Annotated in this window: 16 protein-coding genes and 1 riboswitch; of the genes, 3 read left to right on the plus strand and 13 right to left on the minus strand. The window is 72.2% G+C overall.

Annotated elements, in window-relative coordinates; genetic code table 11:
• Positions 1-3 precede the first annotated feature (3 nt).
• Genes AVAK2825_RS09600 through cobM form a run of 11 tightly spaced genes read right to left on the minus strand, consistent with a single transcriptional unit; the run spans position 4 to position 9,189 of the window.
• A complete protein-coding gene (locus tag AVAK2825_RS09600) occupies positions 4-405 on the minus strand; it encodes a (2Fe-2S) ferredoxin domain-containing protein (protein WP_284397158.1) in 402 nt (133 codons plus the stop codon).
• On the minus strand, positions 402-1,406 hold the full coding sequence (cobJ, locus tag AVAK2825_RS09605; protein ID WP_272566244.1) for a precorrin-3B C(17)-methyltransferase: 1,005 nt from the start codon (positions 1,404-1,406) through the stop codon (positions 402-404). Before cobJ ends, AVAK2825_RS09600 begins: the two co-directional genes overlap by 4 nt.
• A 14-nt stretch (positions 1,407-1,420) precedes the next feature.
• Complete coding sequence (locus AVAK2825_RS09610; protein ID WP_284397162.1) at positions 1,421-2,083, minus strand: energy-coupling factor ABC transporter permease; 663 nt, start codon at positions 2,081-2,083, stop codon at positions 1,421-1,423.
• 48 nt (positions 2,084-2,131) lie between these two features.
• A complete protein-coding gene (locus AVAK2825_RS09615) occupies positions 2,132-2,569 on the minus strand; it encodes a cobalamin biosynthesis protein (RefSeq protein WP_284397164.1) in 438 nt (145 codons plus the stop codon).
• The gene (locus AVAK2825_RS09620; RefSeq protein ID WP_284397167.1) at positions 2,566-3,363 is read right to left on the minus strand and encodes a cobalamin biosynthesis central domain-containing protein; all 798 of its coding nucleotides are present in this window, start codon (positions 3,361-3,363) and stop codon (positions 2,566-2,568) included. The genes AVAK2825_RS09615 and AVAK2825_RS09620 overlap by 4 nt, the downstream gene beginning before the upstream one ends.
• On the minus strand, positions 3,360-4,196 hold the full coding sequence (gene cobI / locus AVAK2825_RS09625; RefSeq protein WP_284397169.1) for a precorrin-2 C(20)-methyltransferase: 837 nt from the start codon (positions 4,194-4,196) through the stop codon (positions 3,360-3,362). The genes AVAK2825_RS09620 and cobI overlap by 4 nt, the downstream gene beginning before the upstream one ends.
• Positions 4,193-5,566, minus strand: coding sequence for a precorrin-6y C5,15-methyltransferase (decarboxylating) subunit CbiE (cbiE, locus tag AVAK2825_RS09630; protein ID WP_284397171.1), 1,374 nt, complete (start codon positions 5,564-5,566; stop codon positions 4,193-4,195). Before cbiE ends, cobI begins: the two co-directional genes overlap by 4 nt.
• Positions 5,563-6,672 carry a cobalt-precorrin-5B (C(1))-methyltransferase gene (locus AVAK2825_RS09635; protein ID WP_284397174.1) on the minus strand — a complete coding sequence of 370 codons (1,110 nt, stop codon included), beginning with the start codon at positions 6,670-6,672 and terminating at the stop codon, positions 5,563-5,565. The genes cbiE and AVAK2825_RS09635 overlap by 4 nt, the downstream gene beginning before the upstream one ends.
• Positions 6,669-7,364, minus strand: coding sequence for a precorrin-8X methylmutase (locus AVAK2825_RS09640; protein ID WP_272566252.1), 696 nt, complete (start codon positions 7,362-7,364; stop codon positions 6,669-6,671). Before AVAK2825_RS09640 ends, AVAK2825_RS09635 begins: the two co-directional genes overlap by 4 nt.
• Entirely contained in the window at positions 7,361-8,371 is a 1,011-nt protein-coding gene (locus tag AVAK2825_RS09645; protein ID WP_284397177.1) for a sirohydrochlorin chelatase, read from the minus strand. Before AVAK2825_RS09645 ends, AVAK2825_RS09640 begins: the two co-directional genes overlap by 4 nt.
• Entirely contained in the window at positions 8,368-9,189 is an 822-nt protein-coding gene (gene cobM / locus AVAK2825_RS09650) for a precorrin-4 C(11)-methyltransferase (RefSeq protein ID WP_284397180.1), read from the minus strand. The genes AVAK2825_RS09645 and cobM overlap by 4 nt, the downstream gene beginning before the upstream one ends.
• A 132-nt stretch (positions 9,190-9,321) precedes the next feature.
• Positions 9,322-9,555, minus strand: a riboswitch (cobalamin riboswitch).
• Positions 9,556-9,835: 280 nt separating this feature from the next.
• On the opposite strand from cobM, the gene AVAK2825_RS09655 reads away from it, so the two are divergent.
• The gene (locus tag AVAK2825_RS09655; RefSeq protein ID WP_284397183.1) at positions 9,836-11,836 is read left to right on the plus strand and encodes a carboxylesterase family protein; all 2,001 of its coding nucleotides are present in this window, start codon (positions 9,836-9,838) and stop codon (positions 11,834-11,836) included.
• 93 nt (positions 11,837-11,929) lie between these two features.
• Here the strand turns inward: AVAK2825_RS09655 and AVAK2825_RS09660 are convergent, their stop codons facing one another.
• Positions 11,930-13,003: a peptidoglycan-binding domain-containing protein gene (locus AVAK2825_RS09660; RefSeq protein WP_284397188.1), complete on the minus strand. Its 1,074-nt coding sequence runs from the start codon at positions 13,001-13,003 to the stop codon at positions 11,930-11,932.
• 105 nt (positions 13,004-13,108) lie between these two features.
• Positions 13,109-13,864, minus strand: a complete 756-nt coding sequence (locus tag AVAK2825_RS09665; RefSeq protein ID WP_284397191.1) for a class I SAM-dependent methyltransferase — start codon at positions 13,862-13,864, stop codon at positions 13,109-13,111.
• 223 nt (positions 13,865-14,087) lie between these two features.
• Here AVAK2825_RS09665 and AVAK2825_RS09670 point away from each other — a divergent pair, with 223 nt between their 5' ends.
• Together AVAK2825_RS09670 and AVAK2825_RS09675 are read left to right on the plus strand one after the other, a co-directional pair.
• On the plus strand, positions 14,088-15,056 hold the full coding sequence (locus AVAK2825_RS09670; RefSeq protein WP_284397194.1) for a Bug family tripartite tricarboxylate transporter substrate binding protein: 969 nt from the start codon (positions 14,088-14,090) through the stop codon (positions 15,054-15,056).
• Between the two features lie 15 nt (positions 15,057-15,071).
• Positions 15,072-16,118 carry a 4-hydroxythreonine-4-phosphate dehydrogenase PdxA gene (locus AVAK2825_RS09675; protein ID WP_284397199.1) on the plus strand — a complete coding sequence of 349 codons (1,047 nt, stop codon included), beginning with the start codon at positions 15,072-15,074 and terminating at the stop codon, positions 16,116-16,118.
• Positions 16,119-16,146: the final 28 nt, after the last annotated feature.

Raw genomic sequence — 16,146 nt, forward strand, 5'->3', positions numbered from 1 at the left:
CGTTCAGCCCCCGGACGGCCCCTGGTGGAACACCAGGTCCTGCACCGGCTGGCCGCCCACCAGGTGGCTTTCGATGATGCGGTCCATGTTGGCGGGCGTGACGTCGTAGTACCAGGTGCCGTCGGGCTGCACGCACATCACCGGCCCGCCCTTGCAGGCGGCGAAGCAGCTCACGCGGCTGCGCTTGACGCGCAACTCGCCATCGTTCAGGCCCGCGGCCTTGAACTTGTCGCCCAGGCTGTCGAACAGGGCCTGCGCCTGGCCGTCTTCGGCGCAGCGCGGGCCGGTGCAGATGAGGATGTGGCGGCGGTAGGCACCGATCTTCGGCCGGATGGCCACGCGCACCCCTTCGGGCGCTGCGGTCGTGGCGGTGGCGGTGGCGGTGGTGGGGTCTTGCTGGCTCATGCCTCTTCCTCGGTGGTGGCGACGGCCTCGGCCGCCAGGGGCTGGGCCAGGGTGTCGCGAATGTAATCGGCCGGCAGGCGGTGGCGCCGGGCCAGGGCCTCGATGCTCTCGCCGGCCGCGTGGTCGAGCTGCAGATTCTCCAGCCAGCCGTTGAGGCCGGTGGAAAGCGACCGGCCCGGCCGCTCGCCGGCCCGCGTGGCGCCGCCGCCCTCCACGTCGTACTTGTTGGCGTAGCCGCGCGGCGTGACCATGAGGCCGTGCTGCACGATGGTGTTGCTGTTGCCGATCAGCACGGTGCTGAGCATGCCGATGTCGGCATCGCACATGGTGGCCAGCGTGGCGAACTCGATGCGCTCGCGGCGGCGGTAGGCGCTCTTGACGATGGCCACCGGCGTGTCCGGACTGCGGTGGCGCAGAAAGAGGCGCTGGGCCTCCTCGATCTGCCGCGTGCGCCGGCCGCTCTTGGGGTTGTAGAGCGCGACCACGAAGTCGGCCAGGGCGGCCGCATCGAGCCGGCGCGCGATGGTGGGCCAGGGCGTGAGCAGATCGGACAGCGAGATGGCGCAGAAGTCGTGCGTGAGCGGCGCGCCCACGCGGGCGGCGCAGCTGTTGATGGCCGAGGCGCCGGGCACGATCTCAACCTCGATGCCGCCGGGCTCGACCACGCCGTTCTCGTCGAAGGCGGGCGGCGTCCAGCCGGCCTGGAACAGCACCTCGAACGTGGGGCCGGCCATGCCGTACACGCCCGCATCGCCCGAGGAGATGAGCGCCACCTTCTTGCCCTCGCGGGCGCGGGCCAGCGATTCGATGGCGCGGTCCAGCTCCTCGGTCATGGACTTGCGGATGATCTCCTTGCCCTCGATGAGATCGGCCACCAGCTTGATGTAGGTGACGTAGCCGATGATGGTGTCGGCCTCGGCGATGGCGGCGCGCGCGCGCGCCGTCATGTGGTCGGTGCTGCCGGGGCCGATGCCCACGAGCATGATCTTTCCTGCGGACATGGTCGCGGGGCCCCTCACGCAGCGGCCGCCGGGGCGGGGGATGCGACGCGCTGCAGCGTGCGCTCGTCGATGCAGGCGGCCAGCCAGCGGCGGCCGCGCAGGCGGGCGGCGCCGAGCGTGATGCCGATGGTGAGCAGCGGCTCCACCGCCACAAGGCTCAGGTACGACGCGGCGAACAGCGCCCAGTCGGCCACGGGCGCCGCATCGCTGCTGATGGACAGCCAGAAGCCCACCATGAGCGTCACGCCGGCGTAGTACATGGCGTCGAGCTTGAGCACGTTGGCCACGCTGATGCGCTGCATGCGCTTTCCGAGGCCGTGGTGCACAGCCACCAGCGGCACGGCCAGGCTCAGGAAGTTGATGGCCAGATGCGCCAGATCCTGCGGCTCGAACACGAGGGCCTGGGCCAGCAGCCCCAGCCCGAAGCCGAACAGCGTGGGAATGAAGCCGAACAGCAGGTAGATGGGCATGGCGCCCACGAAATGCAGCTCGGACGGCCCCACCGGCATGTGCCACACCTGCATGAGCACGCTGAAGAAAAAGGCCGCCAGCAGCGTGCGCAGCCAGGCGGTGGGGCTTTTGAGCAGGGGCAGCGCGTGCGCGCCCAGCAGCGCCGTGGCGGCGACGGAGGCAAAGGCGATCTTGTCCTGCGAAAGGATGCCGATTTCGATGTGCATGGTGTGAGCCTTTTGGGGTGAAGAAGGGGAAAGATCGGAACGAAGGGATCAGCCGGCCGCGTGCGCCATGCGCGCGATCGACACGGTGGCATTGCGGCCGTCCGCGCCGCGCAGCCGGTGCTTTTCCACCAGCAGGGCGGATGCGTCGTGCGCGGCACCGGCCGCCAGCAGCGCCGCGGCCTCGCTGACCGACGGGGTGCCCATGTAGCGCAGCACCGTGGCCGAGGGATTGGGCACGGGCACGGCCGCCAGTTGCGCGGCGGTGTACCACTGCAGCGGCCAGCCGTGGCGCGCCGCCAATGCCAGAAAGGCGGCCTCGTCGGCCTTGGCGGCGATGCTGGCGGCGGCAGCCACGTGGCGCAGGTCGGCGGGCACCTGCGCCAGGGCTTGCAGCAGGCAGGCCTGCACCGTGGCCTCGGGCGTGCCGCGGTCGCAGCCCAGGCCGATGGCCAGCCGCAGCCCACCGGTGCCGGGTGCCGCCGTCATGCCGCAGCGCCCTCCAGCGGCGGGCGGTAGACCACCAGGCGCTCTTGCAGGGCCTGCCACTGCTCGGGCGGCACCGGCGCATGCGTGACCCACAGCACGGCCCGGTAGTGCGCCAGATCGACATCGCCCAGGCGGTCGAAGCAGGCGATGTTGGCGGGCAGCGGCGTCGCGCGGTTCCACCAGTCGCGGCGGCCGGCCTCCTGCACCACGGCGATGGGCTCGCCGTTGACGACGTGGGCCGACACGCGCGTGATGTTGATCTTGGGCGCCTCCACGCGCCAGCCCAGGTGGCGCCCGAGGATGTCCACGGGAATGGTCTTGCCCACGTCCGACGCGGTGGTGAGCACGGGCGTGGCGCCGATCAGCGCGGCGATGCGCTCGCTCCAGTCGTTGGCGCCGCCCACATGGCCCGACAGCACGGGGATCACGAACTGGCCCGCGTCGTCCACCACCGTCACGCCGGGGTCCTCGTCCTTGGATTTCAGCACCGGCGCGATGAGCCGCACCACGGCGCCGAGCGAGACGAAGAACACCAGCTGGTCGTAGGCGGCGAAGAGCGGCGCGATCTCGTCGCGCAGCGCGCCTTCGTAGGCCCGCAGGGTGTTGGGCAGGCCCTCGAACGCGCTGGCGAACTTGGCCGCGGTGCACACATGGGCCTGCGGCACGTCGCGGGCCAACTGCGCGGCCTGCGCGGCGCCGTGGCGAGTGATGGCGACGAGGCACACGCGCACGGCCTCCAGCGGCTGCGCGGGCGCGGAGAGCACCACGGCGGGGGTGGCGGCGGGGGAAGTCATTCGGCAAGCTCCGGTTCGGATACGAAGGCGCCCACGTCGGTGGGCGAAGTTTTCTTGAGGCAGCCCTTGATGCGCTCGCCGCGGATGCGGTGCGGGTTCTTGACCACCATGAGCGAGAGGTAGCTGACCTTGGTGCCGCGCAGGGCCGGCAGGTCCGGGCCGTTCACGCAGCGCTCGTCGGGCGCGCCCACGCGCTCGATGAACTGCGTGTGCGGCAGCAGCCCGCGCCGCACGAGCCAGTCGATCAACTCGTCCATGAGCGGCTTGACCTTCATGAGCACCAGGGTGTCGAAGTCGGGCAGCAGGCGGTCCACCGCGCCCACGCCGTAGGCGGCGGGCACGATGGCGACGGTGTCGTCCTGCTCGGCCAGCGGCATGCCGCGCGCGGCGCAGGCGGCGGTGAAAGCGTTCACGCCCGCGATCACCGGCACCTCGATGCGCGCATCCAGCGCCCGCACGGTGCGCGCCAGGTGACCGAAGGTGGCATAGGTGCTGGCATCGCCCTCCACCAGGAACAGCACGTCCTGCCCGGCCTGCAGCCAGGGCAGCACGGCGGCGGCGGCGCGCGCCCAGGCACGGGCGAGCTTGTCGCCGTCGTGCGTCATCGGGAAAAGCAGCGTCTGGTGCACGGCGGGCGGTGTCAATCCCGCGCGCTGCACGATGTCGAAGGCGTAGCTGGGCGTCTTGGTGCTGCGGGCCGGGTAGGTCCACACGGCATCGCTGCGCTGCAGCTGCGCCCAGGCGGCGCGGGTGATGAGGCCGGGGTCGCCGGGGCCAAGCGACACGCCGATGAGGCGGCCCAGGGCGGCGCTGGACGGGGTCGTATCGGTCATGCGCCCTCCTCCACCACCGCCGCTGCCGGGGCCTCTGTGCCCACGGCCTGCGCGCAGACGATCCACACCGGGTTCTCGGCGGCCATGCGGTGCATGTGCAGGATGGGCTTGCTGCGCGCGGCCTGCAGCTGCAGCACGTCCCACGCGGCGCCCGCGGCCTGCAGGGCCTGCGTGGCGGCGGCCAGGTTCTCCAGCGTGACGAAGTTCATCACCAGCCAGCCGCCCGGGCGCAGGCGTTTCAGGCACAGCGCGATCAGCTCGGCCAGTTCGCCACCCGAGCCGCCGATGAAGACGGCGTCCGGGTCAGGCCACGCATCCAGCCCCTCGGGCGCCTTGCCGTGCACCAGCGTGTGGTTGGACACGCCGAAGGCCTGCACGTTCTGCCGCGCGATGGCCGCATCGGCCTCGTTCTTCTCGATGGCCCACACATGGCCCTGGGGGCACAGGCGCGCGGCCTCCAGCCCCACCGAGCCGCTGCCCGCGCCGATGTCCCACACCCGGCTGTCGGCGCGCAGCTGCAGGCGCGCCAGCGACACGGCACGCACCTCCTGCTTGGTGATGAGGCCCTTGTCCGGTTGGCGCTGGTGGTAGGCCGCATCGGGCAGGCCGAAGCGCACCGGCGCGGGCCGCTGGCGCGTGCGCACCAGCAGCACCACGTTGGGATCGGCGAAGGCCTGCTGCGCCGCGTCGGCCGGCGCCAGGTCGGCGCATACGCGCTCGTCGGCCGTGCACAGGCGCTCGGCCACGCTGAGCTGGAAGTCGTCCTGCAGGCCCTCGGCCACCAGCAGGCGGGCGATGCGCGCAGGCGTGTTGTCGGGGCTGGTGAGCACCGCCAGCCGGTCGTGCGCGCGCACGGCCTGCGCCAGCGCATACAGGCCGTGCGACGGCGCCGCGCCCTGCTGCCACTCGCCCGCATCCCTGGCATGCACCGAGACGATGCGCGCGTCCTGCCAGGCCAGCCCCAGGCGGGCGCAGGCCAGCTGCAGCGTGGAGACGTTGGGAATCACCTCGATGGCCTCGATGCACAGGCGCGAGGCCAGGTAGCTGGCGATGCCGTGGCACAGCGGGTCGCCCGTGGCCAGCACCACGCTGGCCTGCTGCGCCTCGCGCGCGGCGGCGATCCAGCCGGGCACGGCGGAGAGCTGCCCCGTGAGGTCGCGCCGCGTGGCGCCGGGAGCGATGTCGTCCTCGAACAGCGCGAGCGCGCGCGTGCCGCCCACCACCAGGTCGGCGCGGCGCAGCAGGGCCAGTGCGGTGGCGCCCAGGCTGGCCGCGCCGTCGTCGAGCACGCCGATGATGCGGCAGGGTTGGGGGTCGGGCATGGCGGTCGGGGCAGTGGTCAAGGCGGTCACGGTGTCGGGGGCGTTCATGCGGAGCAGGCCTCGGCCATCTTGCGGCCGTCGAAGTCGCAGACGAGCACCTGGAGCTGGAAGCGGCCCCCGTAGCGGTCGGGGGCCATGAGGGTGTCCACCACCGCGCGGGCCAGCGCGGCGTGAAAGGGTGCGGCCAGGCCCAGCGCTTCCATGCGCTCGGCGGCGAAGCGCGCGGTCTCGGCGGCGGCGATCTCGGCGCACACGTCGGCCGGCGCGCCGATGCCGGCGGCGAGTTCGGCCAGCAGTTGCGTGTCGACCTCGGCGCGGTTGGCGTGGGTGATGGTCTCGCCCTGGGCGATCTTGGTGAGCTTTCCCACCATGCCGCCGATGACGACCTCGCGCAGCCCCTGGGCCACGGCCTCGTCGAGCGCGTAGCGCAGGAAGTCGCCCATCTGCACGAAGCAGGCGGCGGGCAGCTGCGCGCGCTCCTTCATGGCGAACTGCTCGGTGCGCCCGCCGGTGGTGAGCACCACCACGCCGTGGCCCAGCGTGGCCGCCACCTGCACGCCCTGCACCACGCTCGCGCGGTAGGCCGAGGTGGAATAGGGCTTCACGATGCCGGTGGTGCCGAGGATGGAGATGCCGCCCAGGATGCCCAGGCGCGCGTTGAGCGTCTTCTTCGCCATGTCCACGCCCTGCGGCACGGAGATGGTGACCTCCAGCCCCGCATGGGCGAGCAGCGCCTCGCCCACGGCGCGCACGTTCTCTTCGATGTTTTGGCGCGGCACCGGGTTGATGGCCGGGCCGCCCACCGCCAGGCCCAGGCCGGCCATGGTGACGGTGCCCACGCCGAAGCCGCCCGCCAGCCGCACCGCGCCGGCGTCGCCGGGCAGCACGCGCACGTCGGCGGTCAGGTGGGCCTTGTCGGTGCAGTCGGGGTCGTCGCCCGCGTCCTTGATGACCATGGCATGCGCGGCCTGGCCGTCGCAGCGGCCGTCGTTCACGGCGAAGCGCACCACGTCGCCGTTGGGCAGCAGGCAGTCCACCGCCTCGGGCACGCAGCCGTGCACCAGCCCCAGCACCGCGGCGCGCGCGGCGGCGGCCGAGCACGCCCCGGTGGTGAAGCCGGTGCGCGTGCCGCGGCGCACGGTCTTTTCCATCATGGCGACGGCGCCCCCGGCATCGCGGCCTTCTGGCGGGCCTCGGCCAGCGCCAGCAGCGCGTGCAGCGCGGCCACCACCAGCGTGGAGCCGCCCTTGCGGCCGCGGATGACGATCCACGGCACCGCGTCCACGCCGGCCATCAGGTCCTTGGATTCGGCGGCGGAGACGAAACCCACCGGCATGCCCACGACGAGCGCGGGGCGCACGCCCTCCTCGCGGATCAGCCGCACCAGCTCGATGAGCGCCGTGGGGGCGTTGCCGATGCCGACGACGGCCCCCTGCAGCAGCCCGTGCCGGTGCGCCTTGCGCATGGCCTGCACGGCACGCGTGGTGTCCTCGGCCTGGGCCTGGGCGATCACGTCGGCGTCGCTGATGAACTGGTGCGTGCGCATGCCGAAGTGGGCCAGGCGCGGCTGCGACAGGCCCGAGCAGATCATCTCCACGTCGGCCACCACGGGCGCGCCGCCGCGCAGCAGGGCGGCGATGCCGGCCTCCACCGCCTTCGGGTGGAAGTCGGTCAGGCCGTTGAACTCGAAGTCGGCGTTGGCGTGGATCATGCGGCGCACGATGGGCCACTGCGCCGCGGTGTAGGGGTGCGGGCCGGCCTCGGCGTCGATGATGGCGAAACTGTCGTGCTCGATGGCCTGGCCGGCGCGCGTGAGCTGCTCGGTGACGGTGTTGACGGTGCTCATGCGGCGGCGGTCTCGTGCGGGTGCGGGTGCGGGTGCGGGTGCGGGTGCGCCGCGCCATGGGCGTGGTCGGCCCCGTGCGGGGCGTGCGCGTGCCGGGGTACCGGCGCCCCGCCCGCGGAGAGGGCCACCGCCGCCTCGGGGGTCGGCGCGGGCGCGCCCGCCGGGGCGTGCGTGTGTTCGTGGCTGTGGCCGTGCCCCAGGTCGTGCGCGATCTCGCGGTACTTGCAGCCGTCGCAGGGCAGCAGGCTGCCCGGGGTGCCCTCCAGCAGGTCGGCCACGCGGCCCTCCAGCAACTCGAAGATCTCGCGCTCCAGGCCGAAGTGCGGCGACTGCGCGAAGCGCACCTGCGGGTACTGCGCGCGCAGGTGCGCCACCTGCCGGCCGATGCGCTGCATCAGCGTGCCGGTGTACAGGTAGTACGGCAGCACCACGATCTGCTTCATGCCCAGCAGCACCTGGCGCTGCACCACGCGCTCCAGGCGCGGCCAGGTGATGCCGGTGAAGGCGATCTCGACCAGTTCATGGTGGCCGTCTTCCTGCAGCCAGCGCGCCATCTTGGCGACGTCGCCGTTGGCCTGCCGGTCGGACGATCCCCGGCCCAGCAGCACCACGCCGGTGGTGGTGGGGTCGGGCATGTCCAGCGCGTTCATGCACTGGCGCAGCTGGCGCTGCAGGATGGCCAGGATGGGCTCGCACGCCGTGAGGTGCGGGCCGTAGAGAAACGCCACGCCCGGGCAGTGTGCGCGCGCATGCTCTATGGCCTCGGGGATCTCCATCTTCACGTGGCCCGCCGCGTTGAGGATGAGCGGCAGCACCAGCACGCGCTGGCTGCCCTGCGCGGCCTGCAGCAGGCCGTCGTGCAGGCCGGGCGGCGCGAACTCGATGAAGCACACCTCGATGCGCCAGGCCGGCTGGCGCGCGCGCCACTGCGCCACGAAGGCGTGGATCTCGTCGTTGCCCTCGGGCTCGCGCGAGCCATGGCCGATCAGCAGGATGGTGGTGTTCATGGGGCACGCTCCAAGGGGGTTTGGGTGGGGCGGGCGGGCTCGCTCGCCCGGCGGAAGCGGTGCGTGAAGGTGGGGTCGTACAGCTTGGACTTGGCCAGCTCCGTCCACTGCCGGGCGCCCAGCGTGGGGCTGGCGATCACCATGGCCTGGCTCACCACCTGGGCCTCGCGGCAGCGGTCGCGGATGTCGGCCAGCGTACCGCGCACGATCAGCTCCTCGCCCGGCCAGCTCGCCTTGTGCACCACGAGCAGGGGCGCGTCGTCGGCCCAGCCGGCCTCGCGCAGCCCGGCCTGCACCTTGTGCAGCAGCGTGATCGACAGAAAGATGCACAGCGTGCAGTGGTGGCGGCCCAGCTCGGCCAGCGACTCGCCCGGCGGCATGGGCGTGCGGCCCTCCACGCGGGTGAAGATCACGCTCTGCGTGACCTCGGGCAGGGTGAAGCTCTCCACCGCCGCCGCGGCCGAGGCCATGGCCGAGGACACCCCCGGCACCACGCGCACCGGCACGCCCGCGGCGTCCAGCGGCTGCACCACCTCGATCAGCGCGCCGTACAGGGCCGGGTCGCCCGTCTGCAGGCGGATCACGGTGTCGTGCTTTTGCGCCTGCAGGATGAGCCACGCCGCCATCTGCGGCAGCGTCATGTCCTTGCTGTCGGCGATGGTGCAGCCGGGCGGGGCCCAGCGCGTGGCCGCTTCGTTGACGAGCGAGCCCGCGAACAGGATGGCGCCGGCGCGCTCGATGAGCGCGCGGCCCTTGACGGTGATGAGCTCGGGATCGCCCGGCCCGGCGCCGACGAACCAGACGGTGCCCGGCGTCATGGCCGCGGGGCTGGCGCACGCGCCAGCACAGAGAAGATTTGCATGGGGACCACAGGAATGCATTCGCCCGGACCCCTGCCTCCCCGCAGGTTCCGTGAAATGGGTCGCGCGCGCCAAGGCCTGTGCCTTGGGGCGCGCGACCCCCTGTCGGCCGGTCTCCGGGCTGGCGAAAACCCGTGGGCCCTTCCCAGATGCCGAGGCATCCAGTGGGCACGATCCACGGGGTGAAGGCGAGGCCTTCTTTCGCTTACCGTTGCGGGGGCAGCCCAGGTTGGGGCGCGGTCCGTGCCGGACGCGCCCTCCCTGGTTCCCGTTTAACTGCGCGGTCGCAATGACCGCGCGAGCACCAACGGGCGGGAGTATAGATCGACTGCAAGCCTTTCAGGCCGTACGCCCTAGTGAAACATGCCTTGGTAGCTATTATTTCAATAGCAAACATGACAGGCCAGGCCAAGGATTCCAAGGAGCTGTGACCGCAGGTAACGCCTTGCACACGGCCCCCCTGGGCCGGCACCGCCACCCAGAACGATTCAGAAGGCTTCAGGCGCTGCGGCGGCCCGGGGCCCGTGCTTTCTCCAAGAATGGACCCGCCCCCCGCCCGGGGGGCGCGACACACCGATCCATCGAACAAGAGAGGGAGATTTCCATGCAACGACCCCCTTCCGCCCGACGCGCCCTGCTGGCGCTGGCGGCCCCTGCCCTGCTGTGCCTGGGCGCCCCGAAGATGGCCGCGGCCGCCACGGCACCGGCCTGCGCGAGCGGCACCACCGTCACCATCGCCGGCGCGCCCGCGGCGCCCACGCTGTGCGGACTGCAGACGCCCGTCACCCCCGCGGGCGCATCGGCGCCGCTGCCGGTGAACGCCTACCTGGGCATCCAGTACGCGACGGCCGCGCGGTTCCAGCCCCCGGCGGCGACGGTCCCGGCCGGCAGCAACGTGGCGCAGACGGCCGCCGGCCCGTTCTGCCCGCAGGCCGCGCGGCCGAACCTTCCCACCAGCGCGCAGAGCGAGAACTGCCTGTACCTGAACGTCTTCACGCCGCAGTCGGCCATCGGCGCGCAGCCCCAGCGGCCGGTGCTGTTCTTCATCCACGGCGGCGCGTTCGTGGAAGGCAGCGGCTACCTGCCGCTGTACGACAGCGCCAAGGGCGCCACGGTGGGCAACCTGTACGACGGCTCGTACCTCGCGGCGGCGGGCGACATGGTGGTCGTCACCATCAACTACCGCCTGGGGGCGCTGGGCTTCCTGGCCCTCGACAACGCAGTGGAAAACCCCACCGTCGGGGGGCCGCTGCGGGGCAATTTCGGCATCCTGGACCAGCAGGCAGCGCTGGACTGGGTGCAGAAGTACATCGGCGCCTTCGGGGGCGATGCCACCCGGGTGACGGTCGCGGGCGAGAGCGCCGGGGCCATGTCGGCGGGGCTGCACCTGTTCTCGGCACCGGACAGCGCCACGCGCTTTCAGGCCGCCATCATGGAGAGCAACCCGGTGGGCTCGGTGTACCGCACGCCCGCGCAGGCGCAAGGCATAGGCAGCCTGTTCCGCGATGCCCTGTGCACCCAGGTGGGCGGGTGCCTTGCGAAGAAGCCCATCCTGCTGAAGGCCACGCCGGCGCAGATCGTCGCGGCCCAGGCGGGCCAGCTGTTCGGCACCCGGGGCAAGGCCGGCACCCCCAAGGCCCTGACCGCCGCCGAACGCGAGGCCGCCACGCGCCCGCTGGTGGGGCTTCTGGCCCAGGCGTCGCCCCAGGTCAACGATGGCCTGCCCTGGTCGCCCACCGTGGACGGCAAAGTCATCGTGGGCCAGCCGCTGGCCGGCTACAACGCGGTGTCCGCCACGGCCTCGATGCCGCCCAAGCCCTTCGTCTTCGGCGTGAACCGCGACGAGGGCGCCGTCTTCGCCGACCTGGCCTTCCTGAAGCTGGGGGTGGGGCTCAATTCCCTGGTCTTCAACGGGGAGCTGGTGCCGAAGGTCTGGCCGGACGACGCCAAGACCATTCTGGGCTACAGCACCACGGCACAAGGCCAGGCGGTCTTCCCCTACCGCGCGCCCACCCGGCCCGCGCCGAGCTACATGAACGGCACGGCGGCGACGCTGTCCGGCGTGATCAATGATTTCGCGTTCCGCTGCGGCAACCTGGCCATGGCGAACCGGGCGGCCGCCCGCAACGCGCAAGCGAGCCCCGCGCTGCCGGCCTTCGGCTACCTGTTCGCCCAGCCACCGCTGATCGACCTCTACAGCGCCGGCAAGCCGCCCACGGAAGTCGCGGCCTGCGCACCGGGCAAGAACGGCAACGTCTGCCACGGCAACGAGCTGCCCTACGTGTTCAACACCCTGGGAACGGCCTACGCGGTGTACACCCGGGGCAGCCAGCCGCCGCCGCCCGCCGACCAGGCCCTGGCCCAGACCATGGCCGCCGCCTGGGCGAGCTTCGTGAACAGCCCCGCCAGCCCGGCGCCATGGACGCCGGTGGCCGCCAGCGGCGCGCAGCTGCCGACGGCCTGGACGCCCTATGCCGGCCTGACCTCGTCGCTTTCGCAATGGAGCACCGCGGGCGGCCCCAGCAGCCTCCTGGCATCGTCCATCGATTCGGCGGCCCACTGCACCGCGCTGTGGAACACGGTGGCGCCCATCGGGGGGCAGTGACCGGGGTGGCATGGCGGCGCCGGGGCCAGGCCCGGCGCCGCGCAAAAGGGGACGGGCAGGCGCGGGCCGGCGGTCCCCTTCGCGCTTTTGGCTTCAGCGAGAGAGCGCGTCGGCCGTGGCGGCGTCCACGCGGCCCGTGATCGGCAGGCCCTTCGATTTTTGGAAGTTGCGCAGCGCGGTGGCCGTGCGGGCGCCGGCAGCGCCATCGGGCGTGCCCACGTTGTAGCCCAGGGCGTTCAGGCGCTCCTGCGCCTCGCGCACCGACATGGCAGGGGCGCCGGCCGGAGCCCCGGCGGGCGCGGGAACGCCGGCACGGGTCTGCGACGGTGCGGCACCGCCGTCCACGCCCAGGCGGCCGCCGCCGCCCAGGCCCTGGCCCTGCACGCTTTGCGCCTTGTAGTTGCGCAGCGCCACGACCATCTGGTTGTACGCGTCCATGAACGCGGCGGTGAGCACCTTGCCCTGCGCCGTGTTCTGGTAGCCGCCCAGCGAGCCGCCGGCCGAGCCGCCGAACAGGCTGCCGAAGCCGGCGAAATCGCTCTTGGAGGCGCTGCCTTCAGAGGCCGATATCTGCACGCCCGAGCGGTTGTCCACCAGGGTCAGCATGGCGCTGGCCTCGCGCGTCTTGAGCCCGCCGCCCAGGGCGCCGATGGCCCGGCCGCTACCGCCGCCGATGAGGCCGCCCAGCACGCCGCCGATGCCGCCGGCATCGCTGTTGGAGAACACGATCTCGGGCGACAGGCCGTAGTCGGAGGCGACCATCTGGCCCTTGCCGAAGTTACTGCCGCCGCGCATTTCGCCGGACTGCATGAGCGCGCGCTCGCGGTCCATGGCCGTCATGCCCGAGGCGCTGCGCTCCACCACGATGAAGCAGTTCGATTGCTGGATCAGCAGGCGCAGCAGGTTGGCCGTGGGCGGCAGGCGGTATTCGTTGCGCAGGATGGTGTACCAGCCGGCCTGCTGGTTTTCCACCAGCGACACGGTGCCCAGGGGCGAAGCGCACTTTTGCAGGTCGCTGCTTTCGTTGGCCGTGGCACCGCCGGCGGCCGCGCCGGTGGCGACCGTCTTGGACTCGGCGCTGCCCATCTTCATGTTGGTGGTTTCGCAGCCCGTCAGCAGGACGGCGGCACAGGCGGCGGCCAGCAGTGGCAAGGTCTTCTTGGACATTGGAGGGTACCTCTCAGGGAAAAGGGTGGAGACGCCACCTTGCGGCGAAAGGGCGCGAGCAAGGGCGTCGGCCGGAACGCCCGGCCTGCCAGGGGCGGCGACGGATCATAGCGCCGCGGCCGGGCAGCTGGCCACCGGCGCAGGTCCCATGCGGTAGATCCACACCGCATGCCCGCCGTCCGGCTGCAGGCGGGCATGCGGCGTGGCCCCCGGCACCTCGAACGCCAGGCTGACCAGCCAGGAGCCCGGCGCCATTTCCGCCTGCGCCTTGGCCGCGGCGCGGGCCATGCTCTCAGGGCGCTGGAACAAATACACCATCGTGCAGCCGCTCCAGTCGGCGCGCCACAGGTCGCCCCGACGCACCTCGGCCCACGGGCAGCGCAGCGCGCACAGCAGTCGCAGCGGCCGGCTCCATTCCACGCCCGCCAGCCGCGCCTGCGGGTAGGCCCGGCGCAGGGCGAGCAGGCCGTCGCCCAGGCCGCAGCCGGCGTCCAGCACCCGCGCGCCCGCCGGCAGCGCCACCGCGCGGGGCAGGCCAAGCAGCGCATCGTGCGGCGTGGGAAACAGGGGCGCATCGCGCCAGGCGTTGAGCGGGTACACCAGCAGCAGCAGCGCGAGCGGCACCAGCCAGGCCCAGGCCGGCACGCTGGCCGCGCCGGACAGCGCCAGCGACAGCGGAAACCCCGCCGCGATCAGCCCGCGGCGCCACCAGCCCGTGCCGAGCACGCTGGCCGCAGTGCCCACGGCGCAGGCCGCGATCAGCGCCGCCACCGGCGCCACCCGGCCCTGCAGGCCCAGGTACGCCAGCCATGCGGCGGCCCAGGCCAGGAGGGCGGGCAGGGGCCAGGGCAGTCGGTGCATGGAGGGTGGGAGTCCGGTGGGGAGGGAGCAGCGCCGAGTTTAGTGAGCCGCGCGCGGGGCGTTCAACCGCAGGCCCCCATTCCGGCGGCATCAAGACACGACCGGAAACGATAACCAATGGATATCAATCCATCATTTCATTTCAATTTACGGCCCGCAGGCCGCGCCCTAGGATGCCCCTCAATGCCCGGTCCATGGGCATGCATACAACAGGAGACAAACCATGTGGTGCCGCATCCCCCTGCCCGGCCTGGCCTTGGCCGCCGCCGTCCTCATCCCCCTGGGCGCCAGCGCCCAGGAATGGCCGACCCGGCCCGTCCGCATCCTGGTGGGCTCGGCCCCGGGCGGCGGCACCGACGCCATGGCCCGTGCCGTGGCCGACCGGCTGGGCCCGCTGCTCAAGCAGCCCACGGTGGTGGAAAACCGCCCCGGGGCCTCCAACACGCTGGCGGCCGATGCCACCGCCAAGTCCATCGACGGCCACACGATGGTGATGGGCGTGGTCACCGCGCACGCCATCGCCCCGCACCTCTTGAAGCTGGCCTACGACAACAACCGCGACCTGGTGCCGGTGGCCTTCGTGGGCGCGGTGCCCAACGTGCTGGTGGTGACCAACGCCCTGCCCGCGCAGTCGGTCAAGGAGCTGGTGGCCCTGGCGAAGAAAGCGCCCGGCACCATCAACTTCGCCAGCAGCGGCGCGGGCAGCACGCAGCACATCGCGGCCGAGATGTTCAAGGACGCGGCCGGCATCGACCTGATGCACGTGCCGTACAAGGGCAGCGGCACCGCGCTGGTCGATCTGGTGGGCGGCCAGGTGCAGATGAGCTTCGACACCATGCCCTCGGTGCTGGGCCAGATCAAGTCCGCCAAGATGCGCGCCCTGGCCGTGACCACGCCGCAGCGCAACCCGCAGCTGCCGCAGGTGCCCACCATGGCCGAGGCCGGCCTGCCGCAGGTGGACATCAGCGCCTGGTACGGCATCTACATGCCTGCCGCCACGCCCAAGGCAGTGCAGCAGAAGGTGCACGACGCGGTGAACGAGGTGCTGGCCATGCCCGAAACGCAGACCCGCCTGGGCGCCGTCGGGGCCGAACTCAAGCCGATCTCGCAGGCCGAGTTCATCGCCTTCCAGAACGCCGAGTTCAAGCGCTACGGCGACCTCATCCGCAAGAACAACATCCGCATCGACTAGCAGGACAAGCCGCCCATGAACACGCAAGACCGCCCCGTGGTGGCCCTCACGCTCGGCGACCCCGCCGGCATCGGCCCCGAACTCATCGCCCGCCTGCTCGCCAGGCCCGAAACCGCGCAGCGGGCCAACACCGTGCTGGTGGGCGATCCCTGGCTGTGGGAGGACGGCCAGCGCATCGCCGGCGTGCAGGTGGCGACCGATGCCGTGGGCGCGCTGGCCGATGTGCGGGGCCGCGCGGGCACCGCGCGGCCCGCCTTCCTGGCCCTGGACACGGTGGCCCCGGCCGACGTGCAGCGCAGCCGCGCCGGGGCGGCCGGGGGCCGCTCGGTGCTGCAGGTGCTGGACCGCTGCATGGACGCGGCGCTGGCCGGCGACATCGACGCCATCTGCTTTGCACCGCTGAACAAGCAGGCCATGAAGATCGGCGGCATGCAGCACGAGGACGAGCTGCACCACTTCGCCCGGCACCTGGGCGTGACAGGCTACTTCTGCGAGTTCAACACGCTGGGCGACCTGTGGACCTCGCGCATCTCCTCGCACGTGCCGCTCAAGGACGTGGCGAGCTACCTGAGCGTGGAGCGCATCCAGCAGGCGGCCGAGCTGATCTACCGCTCGCTGCTCGCCAGCGGCGTCGCGGCACCGAAGGTGGCCATTGCCGCCTTCAACCCGCACGGCGGCGATGGTGGCGTGTGCGGGCGCGAGGAGATCGACACCATCGCGCCCGCCGTGCAGGCGCTGCAGGCGCGCGAATGGCCCACGCCGACGCCCTTCCACGGCCCGTTCCCGGCCGACACCATCTTCCTGAAGGCACAGGCCGGCGAGTACCAGGCCATCGTGACCATGTACCACGACCAGGGCCAGATCGCGATCAAGCTGCTGGGCTTCTCGCGCGGGGTCACGGTGCAGGGCGGCCTGCCGATCCCGATCACCACGCCCGCGCACGGCACCGCCTACGACATCGCCGGCCAGGGCCGGGCCAGCGCCGAGGCGACCTGGCAGGCCTTCCAGATCGCCTGCCGCATGGGCAGCGCGCAGCGCGCCAAGGCGCTGGCCGCCGCCTGACCCCCTTCCCACCATTCAGAGACACCAC

Source organism: Acidovorax sp. SUPP2825 (genome assembly GCF_030158995.1).
Taxonomy (GTDB): Bacteria; Pseudomonadota; Gammaproteobacteria; order Burkholderiales; family Burkholderiaceae_C; genus Paracidovorax.

Coding starts and splice junctions, on each gene's coding strand:
- cobJ (WP_272566244.1), bottom strand. CDS start 1,406: ATGTCCGCAGGAAAGATCATGCTCGTGGGCATCGGCCCCGGCAGCACC.
- cobI (WP_284397169.1), bottom strand. CDS start 4,196: ATGACCGATACGACCCCGTCCAGCGCCGCCCTGGGCCGCCTCATCGGC.
- AVAK2825_RS09670 (WP_284397194.1), top strand. CDS start 14,088: ATGTGGTGCCGCATCCCCCTGCCCGGCCTGGCCTTGGCCGCCGCCGTC.
- AVAK2825_RS09635 (WP_284397174.1), bottom strand. CDS start 6,672: ATGATGGAAAAGACCGTGCGCCGCGGCACGCGCACCGGCTTCACCACC.
- AVAK2825_RS09665 (WP_284397191.1), bottom strand. CDS start 13,864: ATGCACCGACTGCCCTGGCCCCTGCCCGCCCTCCTGGCCTGGGCCGCC.
- AVAK2825_RS09610 (WP_284397162.1), bottom strand. CDS start 2,083: ATGCACATCGAAATCGGCATCCTTTCGCAGGACAAGATCGCCTTTGCC.
- cobM (WP_284397180.1), bottom strand. CDS start 9,189: ATGACGCCGGGCACCGTCTGGTTCGTCGGCGCCGGGCCGGGCGATCCC.
- AVAK2825_RS09675 (WP_284397199.1), top strand. CDS start 15,072: ATGAACACGCAAGACCGCCCCGTGGTGGCCCTCACGCTCGGCGACCCC.
- AVAK2825_RS09600 (WP_284397158.1), bottom strand. CDS start 405: ATGAGCCAGCAAGACCCCACCACCGCCACCGCCACCGCCACGACCGCA.
- AVAK2825_RS09660 (WP_284397188.1), bottom strand. CDS start 13,003: ATGTCCAAGAAGACCTTGCCACTGCTGGCCGCCGCCTGTGCCGCCGTC.
- AVAK2825_RS09615 (WP_284397164.1), bottom strand. CDS start 2,569: ATGACGGCGGCACCCGGCACCGGTGGGCTGCGGCTGGCCATCGGCCTG.
- AVAK2825_RS09620 (WP_284397167.1), bottom strand. CDS start 3,363: ATGACTTCCCCCGCCGCCACCCCCGCCGTGGTGCTCTCCGCGCCCGCG.
- AVAK2825_RS09655 (WP_284397183.1), top strand. CDS start 9,836: ATGCAACGACCCCCTTCCGCCCGACGCGCCCTGCTGGCGCTGGCGGCC.
- AVAK2825_RS09640 (WP_272566252.1), bottom strand. CDS start 7,364: ATGAGCACCGTCAACACCGTCACCGAGCAGCTCACGCGCGCCGGCCAG.
- AVAK2825_RS09645 (WP_284397177.1), bottom strand. CDS start 8,371: ATGAACACCACCATCCTGCTGATCGGCCATGGCTCGCGCGAGCCCGAG.
- cbiE (WP_284397171.1), bottom strand. CDS start 5,566: ATGAACGCCCCCGACACCGTGACCGCCTTGACCACTGCCCCGACCGCC.